Raw genomic sequence first — 17704 nt, 5'->3', positions numbered from 1 at the left:
GTCTTCCCGGTTGGCACCACGACAGTGACCTACACGGTAACTGATATTCATGGAAATGAGGAAAAGGCCAGCTTTACAGTGACGGTAACTGACCTTGAGAAGCCTGTTATTAGTTGTCCTTCAAATTTCAGTACTACCGTAGAATTTGGGCAGACTGGAAAAGCGATTACCTATGATCTTCCAACAGCAACCGATAATTGCGGAGAGCCAAACCTTGAACTGATCAGTGGGTTTGGAAGTGGGGAAGTTTTCCCGCTAGGAATGACCACAGTAATATATCGCGCTACAGATGTTTCTGGAAATATAGCCGATTGTAGCTTTACCGTGACCATTACAGAAAGCTCGGATAATGAGAATCCAGTTATCAACGACTGCCCAACAAACATTAACATTTCCAATGATCAGGGAAGTTGTGAAGCAGTAGTGAATTGGACTGCACCGACGGCAACTGATAACAGTGGATCGGTAACATTGACCAATAATTTTGAACCAGGATCAGTGTTCCCTGTAGGAATAACCGAGGTGATCTACACCGCCAAAGATGCAGCTGGAAACCAAGTTACATGTAGGTTCAATGTTACTGTTTTGGATAGCGAGCTACCTACTGTTTTTACAAGAAATCGTGAATTTGCCATAGATGAGGATCAAACACTTATTCTGAGTTCAACTGATCTGGATGATGGGTCTAGCGATAACTGCGGAATTTTAAATTATCAATTAAGTCAAACCAATTTTACCGCTTTAAATAAAGGAGAAAACGTCGTCACATTAACCGTAAATGATATAAACGGAAACCAGGGTTCTGCTACTGCTATTGTCACAATAAGTATCAACTCGGTAGATGTCGGGGATTTGGATTCCGATGAAGATGGTTTCACTCCAAATCAAGGAGACTGCGACGATTCGGACGCAACTGTTTATCCTGGAGCACCAGAACTATGTGATGGTAAGGACAATGATTGCGACGGAGATATTGATGAAGGAGTACAAACCGCCTATTACATTGATGCAGATGGAGATGGATATGGAGATCAAAATGCCGAGCCGGCGTTCTACTGCCTAGCTCCAATAGGATATGTGAATAATAATTTGGATTGTGATGATGCAGATCCATTAGCCAATCCGGATAATCCGGATCTATGTGATCAGGACCCTTGTGCTGAACCAATTGAAATAGTGAGTATCTCTGGTCCATTGGATCCTGTTCAAATCAATAATCCAATCTATGTTTCAGCTTTAGTTTCAGCAGATGTAGTCGAAGCTAAATGGATATGGGATAATGGGGAAGAGACTATCCTTACGGAGCCTTTTGATAATTATTCAGCTACCTATACTTATTCCACTCCTGGGGTCTATCAGATTCGATTGATTTTGATTGATGCCTGTGGAAATGAAACTGTTGGATTGACTGATCTTGCGGTAATATTTGATCCGGATGGAGGATTTATTACTGGAGGAGGTTGGATTTGGTCTCCTAAAGGGGCATATCTGAACTATCCAGATGCTGAAGGTCGAGCCAACTTTGGATTTGTAGCCAAATACAGAAAAGGCAAGAATATCGTGGATGGAAACACTGAGTTCCAATTCCGAAATGGTAATCTAAACTTCAACAGTACTTCTCATGAGGACATGTCTCTCGTTATAACGGGGCATAAGGGGATTTACAAGGGCGCTGGAAAAATCAATGGAATTGAGGGATATTCCTTTATGGTGTCGGCGATAGATGGTAACCTCAAGGATCCTATTGAAGCTGATAAATTCCGAATTAAGATTTGGGAGACCTCATCCGGCAAAATGCTTTACGATAATCAACTTGGTAGTGCGGATAATGAGGACGCGACAACAGACATTTCAGGGGGAAGTATCGTGATCCACCAAGCGAAAAAAGGTAAAAACATGTCCATTGATTCCAATTCCCTTTTAACCGTTCCATGGAACACCCCATTTGACTCACTTGCCAAGTATGACTTTGATTTACTTGGATATGAAAATCCGATTGAGGTCAACTGGAATGTGGAAGATTATAATGGGTTGGTTCCAGGATACTATCAGATTTCTGGTAAGCCAAAAACATTGGTTCTCAATAGACTCATGGAAGATATGATCAAAATGAATGTCTTGGTGGAAAATAAACCGCTGCCTTTAGACATTGAATTGGATCTGAATATTCTTCCTGAAAAAGTGCTGAAAGATCAGGTCTTAGCAACACTACAGACGATAGATCCAATAGACACAATTCATTCTTACCAATTGATAGATAATGAATACGTCTATTTGAATGGAGGTCAAATTCAATGGAAAGGTGAGGAGGGAAGAGTCAAAGCTCATGTCACCTTGAAGGTAATTTCAACTGATCGAGCCAATCAGTCCATTGAAAGAAACTTGACCTTGATGATGCCAGATTTACCGATTAATCTCCAAGTTTATCCAAATCCAAGTACGCGATATGCAACCATCCGAGTTGATTTTAGTGGCGAAGCACCAGTTATAATTAAAGTATTTGACGCTACAGGACGGTTGGTTATGGAAGAAGAAACGGTTCAATCAAACAACTATGAGCGCCTGATCGACATAGAGTTGCTGAGCAATGGAATGTACCAGGTTCAAGTTCAGATAGGCCAGTTTATTCTGACTAAAAGACTGGTAAAGCAGAATTAAATTTGATTTTATAAAAGCAAAAACAGCGTGAGAGAGACTTTTCTTACGCTGTTTTTTTATCCGCCAAAAACAATAAAAAACCAATAGCTAAAAGCCCCAATCCCGCCAAACTTTCTAATGGTCGCTCATAAATAATATAGCCTGAAATCACCAAACTACTAAATAGATAAAGTAGTTGGGGGATGGGTTTCCATGGAGTTGTAAAGCCTTCTGGCTTTCTAATTTTCAATGAGGAATAAATCGTAATCGTTCCCATCAATTGCAGCACAAAGCCGGCATACAACATGATTTGCTCAAAGGAACCACTCAGAAAAAGGATCAAACTGATTAAGGTATTTAGGAGAATTGCCCGAACGGGAATTCCCTGTGAATTTGTTTTAGAAAGTGGACGCCAAAGTCTAAAATCTTTGGCCATGGCAAAAGTAATCCGAGGTCCTATCCAAGCGTAACCCGATATGGTGGCCAAAAGCTGAATTCCAATAAAAAGTCCAATCCAAAGTACTGCTTCATTGCCCAGAATATTGCTGAACGCAATCTCGGTAACTTCGATTTTCCCTGCCAACTGTTCAAGACTGGCGTGCTTTAAAAGAACAAAATGGAAGAGTAAATAAACCATCGTCACAAAGAGTGTAGCAATAATCAAAGCTCTTGGCAGTGATTTTTGTGGTTCTTTTACTTCTCCGATGATATAGGCGGCTGAATTCCAGCCTGTGTATGCAAAAAACACATAAATCAAGGATACTGCAAATCCAGGTTGGAGGATTTCCAATGACCAAGTCGAATCAAAATTCAGTGCCGTTGTATTTGAATTAGTCGAAAACCAAAATCCAATGCCAATTAAAAAGAGAAGAAATAGAATTTTAAAAAGGGTCAGGAAATTTTGGAAAATAGCTGATTTAGCAAGGCTTATGCTATGAGCTATTGGTAAAATCAGCAACACCAAAAGCCCTGGCAAGATGGTTTCTCCAAATAATGGACTGAGGTAATTATTCATTGCCATAGCAGCAATTGCTATTGGAGCAGAAAATCCAACGGTCAGCGATACCCAGGCATACAAATAGCCCACTATGGGATGGATGGTTTCGGAGAGAAAAATATAATCCCCCCCTGTTTTTTGGAAGTGCGTTCCCAGTTCGGCATAAATCAGCGCTCCCATCAGGGCCATTCCTCCTCCGATAGCCCAAAGCAAAAGTATTGACCAGGTATTCTGGATTTCGATCAACTGAAAACCCAAACTCGTAAATACACCTGTACCGATAATATTGGCAATGACCAGTCCTGCGGCTGTTTTCCAGCCGATTTTTTGAGTATGGGGAATCGACGAATTTGAAGATAAGGGCATAAAAAAAGCATCCGTGGTATTCGCGGATGCTTTAAAGATATATTTTTTATATTAATCCTTTTTCAATCCTTCAAAAAGATCCAATTCGGTACTTTTTACCTTTTCCTCGAACGCTTTGAAGTCACCGTTTAAGAACTCATCCAAGACTGCGAATGCCTCTTCAGCTGCTTCTTTGGCATGCTGATAAACCCGCTCTTCGGTTTCTCCTGGAGCTGTGTAGCTTGAGCCTGCATAGCGTCTTGGACTTCCTTGAAGCGTCATCGTAGTGGGGTAAAGGTTTCGGACGATTCCTTGTCCTTCTCGTTCTGGTCCGTAGAAGGCTTCCCGAGTTTTATCCAGCTTCTTCTTGATCTCTTTAGCCGCTTCCTTCAAAGCTTTGGCTTCTTCAGATTCTAAATCTTTGGTGAGCTCATTTACCTTATCAATGGTTTTTTGAGCTTCAGACAGCTTGTTGGTTGCTTCACTCATTTCAGTTTGAAGAGCTTCCAATTTCTTGAAGAAATCATCCTTAGCCTTCAAGTCAGCGAGTTGCGCATCGATTCGAGGATCGGAGAATATGTTAATGGTGGTTTCTGATTTTTCTTCACCATAGACAAATTCTACCCGATAGGTGCCTGGTAAGGCATCTCCGCCACTAGGTTCAAAGAATCCATTTCTTCTTCGATTTCCACCGGAATACTCTGCGGTTGACTTGCGGTCAAGATTCCAGTTGATTCGATTGACTCCTTTTTCAGGAACAGTCTTAAGCGTTCTGATTTGTTCTCCAGCTGCATCGTAAATATTAACGGTTACGGTATCGAGCTTTTCTTTGTCATCATTGAGGATAAAGCTCAATCGACCGCCAGTTTCCCGATTTTCTGCAGCATATTTTCCATCAGCAGCAAATCGCTCACCATGAGGCTGTTGAATCTCAACTTGGTAAGCGTCTGGGGCAGGAACTGCCGTGATTTTGGCTTCTGGCGCTTCTCCATTATTGGCTGCAAAAACTCTCAAAGGACGGATATCATCCAAAACCCACATGGATCGTCCAAATGTCCCGATCACCAAATCAGCTTCTCGCTCCTGGATAGTCATGTCATACGTTGATACAGCTTTAGGATATCCATGCTCCCATTTGTTCCAGCTTTTAGCTTTGTCAAAAGAAACATACAATCCATATTCTGTTCCCAAGAATACCAAGTTTGGCTCTTCTGTATCCTGTTTGATGGAAAGGGTATATCCCCAAACTTTTGAATCATCGGCAATTCGGGTAAATGTCTTTCCATAATCATCACTATGATAGGCGTATGCTGTGAAATCATTGTTTCGGTAATTATTTGCTACGACCCAAACTTCGCCCGGATTATAAGTAGAAGCCTGTACTTGAGGAATCCAAGAAGCCTCAGGTAAATCATCCAATTTTTCGGCTACATTAGTCCAGGTTTCACCTCCGTCTTGAGTCACTTGCAGGTTTCCGTCATCAGTACCTACCCAAATGACATTTTCATCCACAGGGCTCGGCGCAATAGCGATAATTGTCGTGTGGTTTTCAGCTCCTGTAATGTCAAAAGTTAAACCACCAGTTTGCTGCTGTCTTTGTTTCGTTGAATCATTAGTCGTCAAATCCGGAGAAATGATATCCCAAGATTCGCCGCTGTCAGTGGACTTGTGCAAAAACTGAGAACCATAATACACTCCATTTTCATCATGTGGATCGACAGCGATCGCCGCATTCCAATTGAATCGGAGGAAAACATCCTTATCGGGATGGGTAGGTCTAATGACTCGGTTGTGTCCGGTGAGTTTGTCAAATCGGCTGACATTTCCGCCTTGAGACATGGTATATCCAAATCGCGAATCCGCAGGATGCGACACTACATCAAATCCATCTCCGAAGGAAATTTCTTGCCAATAGGTATTTCGGATACCATCTCTTCTCCAGATATAAGCCGGACCAGTCCAAGAGCCGTTATCCTGCATTCCGCCATAAATATTGTAGGGCAATTCGTCATCTACATTGACGTGATAAAATTGTCCAACAGGAAGTTTTTCAGCAAAATACCAAGTTTTCCCCCCGTCTCTCGAGATATTCAAACCTCCGTCATTTCCATCGATAAGTAATTTTGGATTTTCGGGATTGATGTACCAGGCATGATGATCCGGGTGGACACCGGCATATTGTAAAATCTGCGTAAAGGATTTTCCTCCATCCTCACTCATTCCTACTCTTGAGTAAAGCGTATAAATGCGATTCTCATTTTTAGGATCGGCATGGATTTCAAAGTAATAAAAAGGACGATCACCGATCTCCCCCTTATCATTGACCATGTTGAAATTTTCTCCGCCGTCCTCAGAAACATAAAGTGCATTATTCTTTGATTCTACGAGCGCATAGACTTTGTTGCTGTTTGCAGCAGAAATCGCAAGACCCATCCTTCCATATTCGCTTTTTGGAAGCCCATTTTTATCATCCAGTCTTTTCCAGTTTTCGCCTCCATCGAGGGTGACATATAAGCCAGAAGATTCTCCTCCTGATTCAAAAAACCAGGGATATCTTCTGTGTTGCCACATATTGACAAAGATTTTATTGGGATTGTTTGGGTCCATGATCATTTCTCCAACGCCGGTTTTTTCGTCGATATAGAGAATTTTCTCCCAGGTTTTTCCGCCATCGGTAGTTTTGTACACCCCTCGCTCTTCCTGCTCTCCCCAAGGAGATCCGATCGCTCCAACAAATACGGTATTGGGATCATCTGGGTGAACGATAATACGGTGAATGGCACGGGTTTCTTCGAGGCCCATGAGTTCCCAGGTTTTTCCGGAATCCAAAGAACGATAAACGCCTCCGCCAAGATTGAGTGAGTTTCGTGGGTTTCCTTCGCCAGTGCCGACCCAAATCACTGATGGGTTTTTCTGATAAATGGAAATGGCTCCGATAGAATGAACCTTTTGTTCATCAAAAATAGGTTCCCAATGGATCCCTCCTGAGGTGGATTTCCAAAGTCCACCTGAGGCTGAACCTGCATATATGATCGAGGGGTCAGTGTCTATCGCATCGATAGCGGTGATTCGACCACTCATTCCAGCCGGTCCTACGTTTCTTGTTTTCATGGATTTGAACCAATCCATGTCTGTTTGCTGCGCTTGGACTCCAAATCCCAGCAGGATCAGCAAAATCAATAAGTAGAATTTTTTCATAAGAAGGTGTTGGTAATTTTTTCTTAAATAAATAAAAAGCATGGGATACTTCAGCATCTTTTACGTCAGTGGAAGTTTATGAACGTGAAAGTAATAAAGATGCTTAAAATTTGATTGGTGGTTTGGGCTATGAATCCTTTTTCATTTTCTTTAGAAAAAAATTATTAACTGTATGAAATCTAAGTTTTCGAAGCCTTTTGCGGGGCTTTTTCTTTGTTTATTGGGGAGTTTGCAGGTAGTGGGGCAGACGGGTCGCTTTCAGCAGGCGGTGGATTATAAAATGGATGTTTCCATGGACGTGGAAAGCAATCAATATAGTGGAACCCAAGAGTTGGTTTATACTAACAATTCTCCAGATACACTCACCCGCGTTTTTTATCATTTATATTATAATGCTTTCCAGCCGGGAAGTATGATGGATGTGCGCTCTAGGACGATTGCTGATCCAGATCGTAGAGTGGGAGACCGGATTGCAAACCTTCAGCCTGACGAAATCGGCTATCTCCACGTAAAAAACCTAAAAATGAATGGAAAAGATGCTCAGGTATCTGAAGTAGGGACAATATTGGAAGTCGAATTACCCGAGCCGATTCTTCCCAATTCCGAGGTCACTTTTACCTTGGAATTTGAAGGACAGGTACCTGTACAAATCCGTCGATCTGGAAGAGATTCGGAGGAAGGCGTTCGCTATTCCATGTCTCAGTGGTATCCCAAATTGGCCAATTACGATGAGCAAGGCTGGCATGCAAACCCATACATCGGAAGGGAATTTTATGGAATTTGGGGTGATTTTGATGTGAAAATCACCATCGATAAAAACTACACCATCGGAGGAACCGGATACTTACAAAATCCAAATGAAATCGGCCATGGGTATGAAGATGCCGGCGTGACGGTTCCTGATGCTTCGGGCGAAACATTGACTTGGCATTTCAAAGCGCCTATGGTTCATGATTTTATGTGGGGAGCTGATGATAAATATCAGCATGATAAAGTAGAAATGGATAATGGGATCACCGTTCACCATTTCTTTATTCCCGGAGAAAAAACTTCAGGGAATTGGGAAAAATTGAAGGAGTTTACCCCTAAGGCAATTGAATACATGTCGGAGCACTTTGGGCAGTATCCATACAAGCAGTTTTCAGTAGTTCAGGGAGGTGACGGAGGAATGGAATATGCGATGTCCACGTTGATTACTGGTGAAAGAAGTCTACCAAGTCTAGTTGGCGTAATGGTTCATGAATTGGCCCATAGCTGGTATCATGGCGTATTGGCATCCAACGAGTCTCTTTATCCTTGGATGGATGAGGGCTTTACCAGCTACGCATCCAATTTGACCATGAATGAAATCATGAATAGAAACTCATCATCCATTCATGCAGGTTCTTACCGTGGATACATTGGCTTGGCTAAGTCAGGAGTAGAAGAACCCATGTCCACTCATTCGGACCACTATCACACCAATCGAGCTTATGGTTCCGCCGCTTATTCCAAAGGAGCGGTATTTATGGAGCAGCTGGGATATGTTATCGGAGCAGATGTCCGAGATCGAGGTTTGCTTCGCTATTTCAATGAGTGGAAATTTAAGCACCCTAATGTCAATGATTTGATCCGAATCATGGAAAAGGAAAGTGGGCTTGAGCTGGATTGGTATAAGGAATACTTTGTTTATTCGACCAAGACGATTGATTATGGAATTAAAGAAGTGGTTGCCGATGGAGATAAAACTTCGATTACCTTGGAGCGAATCGGATTGATGCCAATGCCGCTAGATGTGGTCGTGACTTACAAAGACGGAAGTCAAGAGCAAATTTATCTTCCAATGGTAATTATGAGAGGTGAAAAATCAACAGAATCAGGAATGCCTGAGCGTATTCACAGTGAAGATTGGCCATGGACCAATTTGACCAAAACTGTGATTTTGTCCAAAGAATTAGAAAGTATTCAATCTGTCGAAATCGACCCAAGTGGAAGATTGGCGGATTTAGAGCGTGAAAACAATAAAGTGGAGTTTTAAGGCTCCACTTTATTTACCGGATTCACACAAAAAAAGGTGGCTTTTGGCCACCTTTTACTTTTTTTGGTTAAATCAACCAGCGTTTTTCTTATCCTGCACTTCTTTGCGGATATCCTGTGCGATGTTTTTCAAATCCTGCATCCCTTTTCTTACTCGGGTTCCTGCGGCTTGATTACCTTTTTCGTAGAATTTTTCGAAATCGGCTTCTAAGCCCATTACAAGATCTTTGACTTCACTAAATCTGCTCATAGTAAAAGTGTTTTTTTAAGGTTGATGATAAGTTTATTTGATTCCAATATAGCCTAAATACTTGCTAATTCAATCCTGAGGGCCTTTTTTTTGGAAATTTTTTTATTCTCCGAAAGAAACGGCTATCTCAGAGTTGCGATATACCCCACTTGTCAGCTTTTCTTTTACCGCTGCAAATGCATTGATAGTTTCTTCTACGTCTTCAAGTGTATGTACCGCTGTCGGGATTAACCGTAAGATAATCATGCCTTTAGGTACTACTGGATAGATTACCACTGAGCAGAAAATATTGTAATTCTCTCTCAAGTCATAGGATAGTGCAGCAGCTTCCCCAACAGTTCCGTTCAAAACTACCGGAGTCACTGGAGAATTTGATTTTCCTGTACTGAATCCATGAGAATGGAGTCCATCCCGTAACGCATTCACTATTTTCCAGAGATTCGCCTTCAATTCCGGTTGGGTTTTAAGGAGTTCCAAACGCTTTCGCGCACCTTCTACCAAAAGCATCGGAAGGGACTTGGCAAAAATCTGGGAACGCATATTAAAGCGGAGGTAATGGATGACTTTTTCCTCTCCTGCGATAAATGCTCCGATGGAGGCCATGGATTTTGCAAAAGTAGAAAAATACAAGTCAACCTCTTCGATAACCCCTTGCTCTTCGTGGGTCCCTGCTCCGGTTTTACCGAGTGTTCCAAAACCATGCGCATCGTCCACTAGTAGTCTGAACTCAAATTTCTTTTTCAGTTCACATATTTCTTTGAGCTTGCCCTGATCTCCTGTCATCCCAAATACACCTTCAGTAATGACCAAGATTCCTCCACCGGTTTCTGCAGCAAGTTTGGTCGCCCGTTCGAGTTGTTTTTCACAGTTTTCGATATCATTATGCGGAAAAACATAGCGCTTGCCCATGTGCATACGAAGTGCATCAATGATGCAGGCATGACATTCCGAATCATAAACCACGACGTCCTTTCGATCCAATAAGGCATCGATGACAGACATAATGCCTTGATAACCGTAATTGAGCAAGTATGATTTTTCCTTGCCTACAAATTCAGCAAGTTCTTCTTCGAGTTTTTCGTGCAAACTAGTTTGTCCTGACATCATCCGAGCGCCCATAGGATAGGCAGCTCCCCATTTGGCGGCAGCTTCAGCGTCAGTTTTTCGGACTTCCGGGTGATTGGCCAGTCCGAGGTAATTGTTGAGAGACCAGGTGAGTACCTCTCTTCCCTGAAACTTCATGCGAGGTGCGATTTCTCCTTCAAGTTTGGGGAACATGTAGTAGCCGTCAGAAAACTGGGAATGTTTTCCAAGCGGACCCATGTTAGTTTTTAATTTTGCAAATAGATCCAAAGCGTATCGATTTAAGTTTAATTTCTAATGAATTAACCATTAAAATTCGCCAAAAATAAAACTAATATGCCTACCAAGCAAAAAAGGAATTCTGATAAGCGGTTTTCTTAACATTCCTCAAATTATTTTCCTTAATTCGCTTCTGACTTTAAAAAAGCCCAAATTCTAACTGGAGATTATGCCTAAAATCAAAAAACTTTTAGTTGCCAACCGAGGGGAAATAGCACTAAGAATCATGCGTTCCGCTCAGGAAATGGGAATAAAAACGGTAGCAGTGTATTCTGAAGCAGATCGTTTGTCACCTCATGTGAAGTATGCCGATGAGGCGATTTGTCTGGGACCGCCGCCCTCCAATCAGTCCTATTTATTAGGAGAAAAAATAATTAAATTTTGTAAAGATCTCGGAGTAGATGCGATTCACCCCGGATATGGCTTTTTATCAGAGAATGCATCTTTTGCCAGAAAAGTAAAAGAGGCGGGGATCATATTCATAGGTCCTTCTCCTGAAGCCATTGAGGTCATGGGAAGCAAGCTTGCTGCTAAACAAGCCGTTTCTAAATACGATATTCCGATGGTGCCAGGGATGGAAAAAGCCATTACAGACATTGCTTTTGCAAAAAGTAAAGCGGCTGAAATCGGCTATCCGATTTTGATAAAGGCCAGTGCCGGAGGGGGAGGTAAAGGAATGCGAATTGTAGAATCAGAAGGGGAGTTTGAAGAACAAATGCAGCGCGCAGTCAGTGAGGCCGAATCCGCCTTTGGTGATGGCGCAGTTTTTATCGAAAAATTTATCACATCGCCCCGGCATATAGAAATCCAAGTGCTTGGGGATCAGCAGGGCAATATTGTGTATTTATTTGAGCGCGAATGTTCGATTCAGCGCCGACATCAAAAAGTAATCGAAGAAGCTCCTTCAGCGGTGGTCACGCCTGAGCTTCGCAAAGCCATGGGAGAAGCCGCAGTCGGTGTGGCAAAAGCCTGTGATTACCATGGAGCTGGGACAGTAGAATTTATTGTAGATGAAAAGCTGAATTTTTACTTTCTCGAAATGAACACGAGGCTTCAGGTGGAGCATCCTGTCACGGAGATGATCACCGGAAAAGATCTGGTAAAGGAACAAATCAAAATAGCCGAAGGACAATCCCTGACTTTTGCTCAGGAGGATCTTCGGATTCAGGGACACTCCGTCGAGGTCAGGGTATATGCAGAAGATCCCAAGAATAATTTCCTTCCCGATATCGGAAAATTAAGCACTTATGTCCGTCCTCAAGGCCCGGGAATTCGGGTAGATGATGGATTTGAGGAAGGTATGGATATTCCGATCTATTATGATCCCATGATCGCGAAGTTGATTACCTACGCAGAGACTCGCCAAGAGGCGATTGACCGGACGGTACGGGCAATCGACGAATATCAGATCACGGGAATACAGACGACGTTAGGATTTTGCAAATTTGCGCTTCAGCACGAAGCCTTTACTTCTGGTCAGTTTGATACCAAATTTGTCGAACGCTATTTCGAGCCAGCTGTTTTGGAAGAGAAACTGTCTGCTGGAGAAGAAGAATTGTTCGCCGCTTTGGCAGTGGAGTTTTTTCAAAAATCCAAAAAAGAAGCAGTCCAAAATACCATGGCGCAGTCACCGGTAAAAAGTTCTGCCTGGAAAAATCGTTTGAAATAAGTATGGCAGAAATTTTACCCTTCAGAGCTTGGAGATATTCGGATAGTTTTTCTGAGCGAATAGAAGAACTTAGCGCACCGCTGTTTGATGTGGTTTCTTCGCAGCAGCGTGAGCAACTCTACAAAAATCCCTACAATGCCATTCATCTTTCTGTCCCGCATCAGCCTCATCCGATAGAAAATGCGAAAAAGACGATCTTGGATTGGAAAGCTAAAGGAGTGATTACTCAGGATCAACTCCCCGGAGTCTACGTTTACTATCAGTATTTTCGACTTCCGGGAGAGGAAAATGAGCGCTGCCGCAAAGGCTTCATCATTCAGATAAAAGCCTACGATTGGGATGAGGGCGTGATTTTACGTCATGAGAATACCATTGTTTCCGCAGTCAATGATCGGGTGGATCTCCTGGCGGCTACTCAAATGCAAGCCAGTCCCACACATGGATTGTATGTAGATTCGGATTTTCAGCTGGAGCAATACATGGATGCGGCGATGAGTTCTCCGATTTATGAGGTAGAAGATTATCAGGGTGTCCGGGAAGTACTCGCGGTGATTCATGATGCAGATGTAATTCGTAGATTTTTGAGGCTTATTAAGAAAAAGCAAATCATCCTGGCGGATGGACATCATCGACTGGAAGGAGCGATTGCCTATCGAAAAAGTAGGAGTAAGGCCTTTCAAGATAAAAAATGGAAAGCTCATGATTATCATTTGATGTATCTAACCAATGCTGCCTCGGATGATCTGAAAATTCTCCCGACCCACAGATTATACTATGATCTGGATTTGATTAAACCTCAATTTTTCGAAAAACTCAAGGAATGGTTTTTAATTAAACCGTTTTCTGACCCTGAAGAATTAGGTACATATACTTTCCGACGGGTTCGGAAGTTTGGTCTTTTGATCGAAGATGAAGCCTACATCATCGAACTCAAACCGGAGCTTTTTGATCAAATCAATCAGGAAATGCCGGAAGTTTTAAGGAAATTGGACTTGGTGATTTTACACGAAGTACTTTTCCGTAGGGTTTTGGGGATTCCACATGAAGAACAACGAAATAAGGAAAATCTGGTCTATGAACGGAATTTCTCCAAATGTCTTCGAGAAGTACAGTCCCAAAAAGCGAGTTTTGCCATCATCACTCGCGAACTGGAAATGTCTCAGGTTTTGGATGTGTGCAAATCCGGTTATTTGATGCCTCAAAAGTCGACTTATTTCTATCCCAAGGCTTTGAGCGGTTTAATTTTTGCGAGTATCGACCAAGATGAATTTGAATACGAATATGACGCCTTTTTTGGAAAAAATTAAAAACAAGAAAATCATCCTAGCTTCCAATTCTCCACGTAGAAGAGAGCTTTTGAGAGGGTTGGAAATTGATTTTGAAGTCAAAGCTCATCCGATTGATGAAACCGTTCCGGCGGATATTCCGGCGGATTATGTGGCTGCTTATCTTTCTAAACTCAAGGCTGAATCTTATGCAGAGCAATTGGCGGAAGATGAAATATTAATCACTTCCGACACGGTGGTAATTCAGGAAGGCCATATTTTGGGAAAGCCGCATTCGGATCAGGAAGCGTTTGATATGATCAAAAGTTTGTCGGGCACGACTCACAAAGTGATGACTGCAGTGACAATTGTGGATAAGGGAAAACGAACGACCTTAGAGGATGAAACCCTAGTGACTTTTCGTTTTTTGTCAGAAGAGGAAATATGGCATTATGTAAAAAATTACGGGCCTTTTGACAAGGCTGGCGGATATGGGATTCAGGAGTGGATTGGTTTTGTCGGAGTATCAAGAATAGAGGGCTCCTACTATACCGTGATGGGATTTCCGGTTCATCTGATTTATGAAGAGTTGAAAAAATGGTAAAACTTTTATTCTTCTAAAAGTCCGTGTTCTTTTAGAAAATCCGACATGTATTTAGGGGAAATGGGTTTTTGGATGTAATCTTTTACATCGGAGTAGGTCATCGCTTGTTCCTTGTCCTGAGGACTGATCGAACTCGTGATAATGGCTATAAAAAAATGCTGACGAATAGAATCCGGTAGCTGTCGAAACTCATCCAAAAATCCCCATGCGTCCATCACGGGCATATTGATGTCCAACAGTAAAAGTATCGGAAATTCTAACTTTTTAATGGAATTTGCTTCGATCCTAGATTTAAGTTCTTCAATCGCCTCTTGCCCATTTCCAAACTGACTAATTGGGCCATCATAGCCGATATTTTTTAAAATTTTTATTCCCACCATTTTGACAATGGCATCATCATCTACAAAAATAATCTCACTGAGCTTATACACTTCCTGTTTGTACTTTTGATTTCGAATGCAAAAGTATATGTTTTAACGTATTATCAATTGGAATTTACCAATTTTAATTTACTGGAATTGAATAAAAGACTCCTAGTTTTTAATTGAATTTTTATATACGTCAACTGCAAAAATCCACCAATAAAAATGCATCTGCGAAATTGTTAATAGGACAATTTGAAAATTCTGATGGCTCCTTGGGTTACCAATCCAAAAACTAGCGTTCCGATTAGTAAATCCGGAAGAGGAGAGTCAAGCCATAAAACCATAAAACCAGCGGTAATTACTCCTAAATTGATCAAAATGTCATTGGAGGTGAAAATCATGCTGGCTTTCATGTGGGCAGCTTCACTCCTTGATTTTTGAAGGAGATAGAGGCAGATTGCGTTTGCAATCAAAGCAAAAGCTGAAATGATAATCATCATTTTGTAGTCAGGATTTTCATCCACCTTTAGATATCGTCTGATGACTTCCAAAAAACCCAGAATGGCCAAGACCAATTGAAAGATGCCTGCAATACCCGCTATTTTTTTCTGCCTGTTGATCCCCGCTCCCACGGCCAAAATACTAATCCCATAAACAAAACTATCGGCGAGCATATCCAAGCTATCAGCGATCAAACCGACCGAACCTGAAATCCACCCAAAAAGCATTTCAATCACAAAAAAACCAAAATTTATTCCCAAAACTGTCCAGAGTAATTTTTTTTCAGGTTTATGGGACTCTGGTAGATCTGCGGGATTTATCGCTTCGGTTTGGATTACTTTGCTTCCTAGGTTTAAAGAATCTAGGATTTTGTTGAGTTCTGGGCTGGGAATATCTTCATAGACATGGAGTTTCCGCTTTTCTAGATCAAATTGGAGTCCTTTTACACTTTTCAAACCCTGAAGTTTTACTCTGATCAGGTTTTCTTCTGATGGGCAGTCCATCTCTGAAATATGAAAAGTCGTCTTTTGCATGCTTTTAAAACAGGACTTGCTCCAAGCTAATTCTTAGAATATTCCCCATGTTTTTACAGGATAAAAATTTATCATTTTGATAATGTCTGGCTAGTTCTTCCCGAAGGCTCACAATATTGTCTATCGGAGCTATGTCGTCCTGCTCCATAGCCATGAGGATATCCTCGATTTCAAAATGGGAGGATTTCACCCGGCTAGCTATAAGTGAGCGCTCCTCTCGCTGATATTGGCGCATGGATTCCGATGTGATGTACTTCATCCCGAGGTTGATTAGCACATTGTTTTCCTTGAAATATTGGGGAAGGTAAATTGATTTTTTTCCTTCATAGGATTGCTGATCAAAATCAATGGCTCGAATCCGATAGTGTGTCTCCTCAAAATCAGGTGTCACGTCTATGACAAAATTCGAAGAGTGCATATCTCCCAAAAGTCGCACAAAACAGCGCTCATTGAACTTCACAAATTCCTTGGCAAGACGGATGGGGTTTATATGAGGATCATCCATATGAACCCGCATAAATTTATCTCCGGGAATTCCTGCGATATGCTCTTCGATCAGGGTATTTTGATGTACCAAATAGCTGATTCTATTAGGGGAAAGCAAATGCTCCAACTCCAAGCCGTACACTCTCGAAGCGTCGGCATTTTTGATATAGAAATAATCAAAATTATCATTGATCCGGTTGACTATTCGGACCCGAAAAGGCTGAGTATTGCCATAAATGCATAAATCTATCCGGTCCACATAGAGGTGCTCCATGACTGACATGTCTCCGCCGGCCTTGAGCAAAGCATAGATTTTCTTGACGTTGAGGTGGATTTCCTCCCGATCCGATTGATCATAAAAAACCGTTTCCCATAGTGTGTCCTGTTCTTTGGAATCGTACAGCGCTATCGAATTGGAATACCTCAGGAGTTCGTGATAATGTATGGGAATATCCACTTCCCGGGCATAATCGATCAAGTAACCTCTGAGTGCAGAACTTATGGCATAAACTTTCTTTTTTTTACTGATCAGTGCCATTTAAAAATCAACTTTCTGACTTTTTTTGAGATTTCGGTGAAATATAAAAGGACCAAATGGGAGAACCGAAGCGATTAGAGCAAATAGCGTTCGGCTAAAATTCCATTTCAATTTAGATGCCGTCGGGAAAACCACATAAATGTAGATCATGAAAAGAAGACCATGAGCCCAACCCACATAGGTGACCGCAAGGGGAGAATCATAGATGTATTTGAGCGGCATAGCGATAAATAAGAGAATCAAAAAGGAAAGTCCTTCGATCAAACTGATCCATTTGAATCGTTTTGCCCAGGTGGTTTGTTCAGAATTGAGTGTCATGGATAAGATTAAGCGAGGTTGAAAAGAATTTTGAGATTGTTCCAGAGTTTTCCTTTGAGTTCTTTGTTTTCTGCGATTTGACTGAGCGAATCCGCAAATAGATATTCGGTTTCTTCTTCGGTGTAAATGTGGTAATTATTGATTGGAAGGGAATTGATTGGATGCTGGATTCTCCCAAATTTAATCACCGTATGGGCATTGAGCGCATTAAACTCTTCTAAGCTTCTGCCCGACAGTCCCTCACTCGAAAGCAACCCTACTGAGTTCATCGAAAGTCCGACTGCCTGAAGGATTTTAGACAGGAGTTCCATGATTTCATCGCTCAACTGATCCTCTTCGTAAAGAATCAGAATTCCTTTTTCAAATTGCCCTTTGACAGGAATGGGTTCCGGATTGATTGGCTCTTCCACGATAGAGGTGGTGTCCTCTGATTCTACTTTTTCCGAAGGATATTCTTTACTTTCAGTTGGATGAGGTCTGTTTTGTTTGGTTTGCCGTATTAGATTGGGAATGTCTTCCTTGACGAGAAATAGATCTTCTGTAAGGATATACTGGAGTTGACCGAGCGTGCTTTTTTCCATAGCTGAAAATTGGTCAAAAATTAAACTCAAGCCAAAAAA

At 41.7% G+C, this 17704-nt stretch carries 14 protein-coding genes; 5 read left to right on the top strand and 9 right to left on the bottom strand.

Annotated features, from left to right (window positions below):
- A partial coding sequence (locus BM043_RS06415) for an HYR domain-containing protein (RefSeq protein ID WP_143189484.1) occupies positions 1-2658 on the top strand: 2658 nt, incomplete at its 5' end.
- Positions 2659-2701: 43 nt separating this feature from the next.
- On the opposite strand, the gene BM043_RS06410 is transcribed toward BM043_RS06415, so the two are convergent.
- Together BM043_RS06410 and BM043_RS06405 are read right to left on the bottom strand one after the other, a co-directional pair.
- Positions 2702-4000, bottom strand: a complete 1299-nt coding sequence (locus BM043_RS06410; protein WP_218144128.1) for an APC family permease — start codon at positions 3998-4000, stop codon at positions 2702-2704.
- Positions 4001-4051: 51 nt separating this feature from the next.
- Complete coding sequence (locus tag BM043_RS06405; protein ID WP_092789960.1) at positions 4052-7177, bottom strand: VPS10 domain-containing protein; 3126 nt, start codon at positions 7175-7177, stop codon at positions 4052-4054.
- A 172-nt stretch (positions 7178-7349) separates the two neighbouring features.
- On the opposite strand from BM043_RS06405, the gene BM043_RS06400 reads away from it, so the two are divergent.
- The gene (locus tag BM043_RS06400) at positions 7350-9194 is read left to right on the top strand and encodes a M1 family metallopeptidase (protein WP_092789903.1); all 1845 of its coding nucleotides are present in this window, start codon (positions 7350-7352) and stop codon (positions 9192-9194) included.
- Positions 9195-9266: 72 nt separating this feature from the next.
- Here BM043_RS06400 and BM043_RS06395 read toward each other — a convergent pair whose 3' ends face one another.
- Both BM043_RS06395 and BM043_RS06390 read right to left on the bottom strand, forming a co-directional pair.
- Positions 9267-9443, bottom strand: a complete 177-nt coding sequence (locus tag BM043_RS06395) for a histone H1 (protein ID WP_092789901.1) — start codon at positions 9441-9443, stop codon at positions 9267-9269.
- 102 nt (positions 9444-9545) lie between these two features.
- Entirely contained in the window at positions 9546-10796 is a 1251-nt protein-coding gene (locus BM043_RS06390) for an aminotransferase class I/II-fold pyridoxal phosphate-dependent enzyme (RefSeq protein ID WP_092789899.1), read from the bottom strand.
- Positions 10797-10974: 178 nt separating this feature from the next.
- Between BM043_RS06390 and accC the strand changes: the two genes are divergently transcribed.
- Genes accC through BM043_RS06375 form a run of 3 tightly spaced genes read left to right on the top strand, consistent with a single transcriptional unit; the run spans position 10975 to position 14343 of the window.
- Positions 10975-12474 carry an acetyl-CoA carboxylase biotin carboxylase subunit gene (gene accC, locus BM043_RS06385; RefSeq protein WP_092789897.1) on the top strand — a complete coding sequence of 500 codons (1500 nt, stop codon included), beginning with the start codon at positions 10975-10977 and terminating at the stop codon, positions 12472-12474.
- Positions 12475-12476: 2 nt separating this feature from the next.
- Positions 12477-13781, top strand: a complete 1305-nt coding sequence (locus BM043_RS06380) for a DUF1015 domain-containing protein (RefSeq protein ID WP_092789895.1) — start codon at positions 12477-12479, stop codon at positions 13779-13781.
- Entirely contained in the window at positions 13738-14343 is a 606-nt protein-coding gene (locus BM043_RS06375) for a Maf family nucleotide pyrophosphatase (RefSeq protein ID WP_245752966.1), read from the top strand. The genes BM043_RS06380 and BM043_RS06375 overlap by 44 nt, the downstream gene beginning before the upstream one ends.
- Positions 14344-14348: 5 nt before the next feature.
- Here the strand turns inward: BM043_RS06375 and BM043_RS06370 are convergent, their stop codons facing one another.
- The 5 genes from BM043_RS06370 to BM043_RS06350 all read right to left on the bottom strand — a co-directional run bounded on the left by BM043_RS06370 (position 14349) and on the right by BM043_RS06350 (position 17665).
- The gene (locus tag BM043_RS06370) at positions 14349-14774 is read right to left on the bottom strand and encodes a response regulator (protein ID WP_092789893.1); all 426 of its coding nucleotides are present in this window, start codon (positions 14772-14774) and stop codon (positions 14349-14351) included.
- A 173-nt stretch (positions 14775-14947) separates the two neighbouring features.
- Entirely contained in the window at positions 14948-15742 is a 795-nt protein-coding gene (locus tag BM043_RS06365; RefSeq protein ID WP_092789891.1) for a cation efflux transmembrane domain-containing protein, read from the bottom strand.
- 4 nt (positions 15743-15746) lie between these two features.
- Positions 15747-16766 (bottom strand): hypothetical protein, encoded by a 1020-nt coding sequence (locus tag BM043_RS06360; RefSeq protein WP_092789888.1) that lies wholly within the window; start codon positions 16764-16766, stop codon positions 15747-15749.
- Positions 16767-17084, bottom strand: coding sequence for a DUF3817 domain-containing protein (locus BM043_RS06355; protein ID WP_092789885.1), 318 nt, complete (start codon positions 17082-17084; stop codon positions 16767-16769).
- 8 nt (positions 17085-17092) lie between these two features.
- A complete protein-coding gene (locus BM043_RS06350; RefSeq protein ID WP_092789883.1) occupies positions 17093-17665 on the bottom strand; it encodes a hypothetical protein in 573 nt (190 codons plus the stop codon).
- Positions 17666-17704: the final 39 nt, after the last annotated feature.

Origin of the sequence: Algoriphagus hitonicola, assembly GCF_900113375.1 — a bacterium.
Taxonomy (GTDB): Bacteria; Bacteroidota; Bacteroidia; order Cytophagales; family Cyclobacteriaceae; genus Algoriphagus; species Algoriphagus hitonicola.
Note: the sequence above shows the minus strand (reverse complement) of the source record. Positions and strands in the feature narration are given on the sequence as shown.

Bases quoted from the DNA above. Each gene is read 5' to 3' on its own strand.
- BM043_RS06410 (WP_218144128.1), bottom strand. From the start codon at position 4,000: ATGCCCTTATCTTCAAATTCGTCGATTCCCCATACTCAAAAAATCGGC.
- BM043_RS06405 (WP_092789960.1), bottom strand. From the start codon at position 7,177: ATGAAAAAATTCTACTTATTGATTTTGCTGATCCTGCTGGGATTTGGA.
- BM043_RS06400 (WP_092789903.1), top strand. From the start codon at position 7,350: ATGAAATCTAAGTTTTCGAAGCCTTTTGCGGGGCTTTTTCTTTGTTTA.
- BM043_RS06395 (WP_092789901.1), bottom strand. From the start codon at position 9,443: ATGAGCAGATTTAGTGAAGTCAAAGATCTTGTAATGGGCTTAGAAGCC.
- accC (WP_092789897.1), top strand. From the start codon at position 10,975: ATGCCTAAAATCAAAAAACTTTTAGTTGCCAACCGAGGGGAAATAGCA.
- BM043_RS06380 (WP_092789895.1), top strand. From the start codon at position 12,477: ATGGCAGAAATTTTACCCTTCAGAGCTTGGAGATATTCGGATAGTTTT.
- BM043_RS06375 (WP_245752966.1), top strand. From the start codon at position 13,738: ATGAATTTGAATACGAATATGACGCCTTTTTTGGAAAAAATTAAAAAC.
- BM043_RS06365 (WP_092789891.1), bottom strand. From the start codon at position 15,742: ATGCAAAAGACGACTTTTCATATTTCAGAGATGGACTGCCCATCAGAA.
- BM043_RS06360 (WP_092789888.1), bottom strand. From the start codon at position 16,766: ATGGCACTGATCAGTAAAAAAAAGAAAGTTTATGCCATAAGTTCTGCA.
- BM043_RS06355 (WP_092789885.1), bottom strand. From the start codon at position 17,084: ATGACACTCAATTCTGAACAAACCACCTGGGCAAAACGATTCAAATGG.
- BM043_RS06350 (WP_092789883.1), bottom strand. From the start codon at position 17,665: ATGGAAAAAAGCACGCTCGGTCAACTCCAGTATATCCTTACAGAAGAT.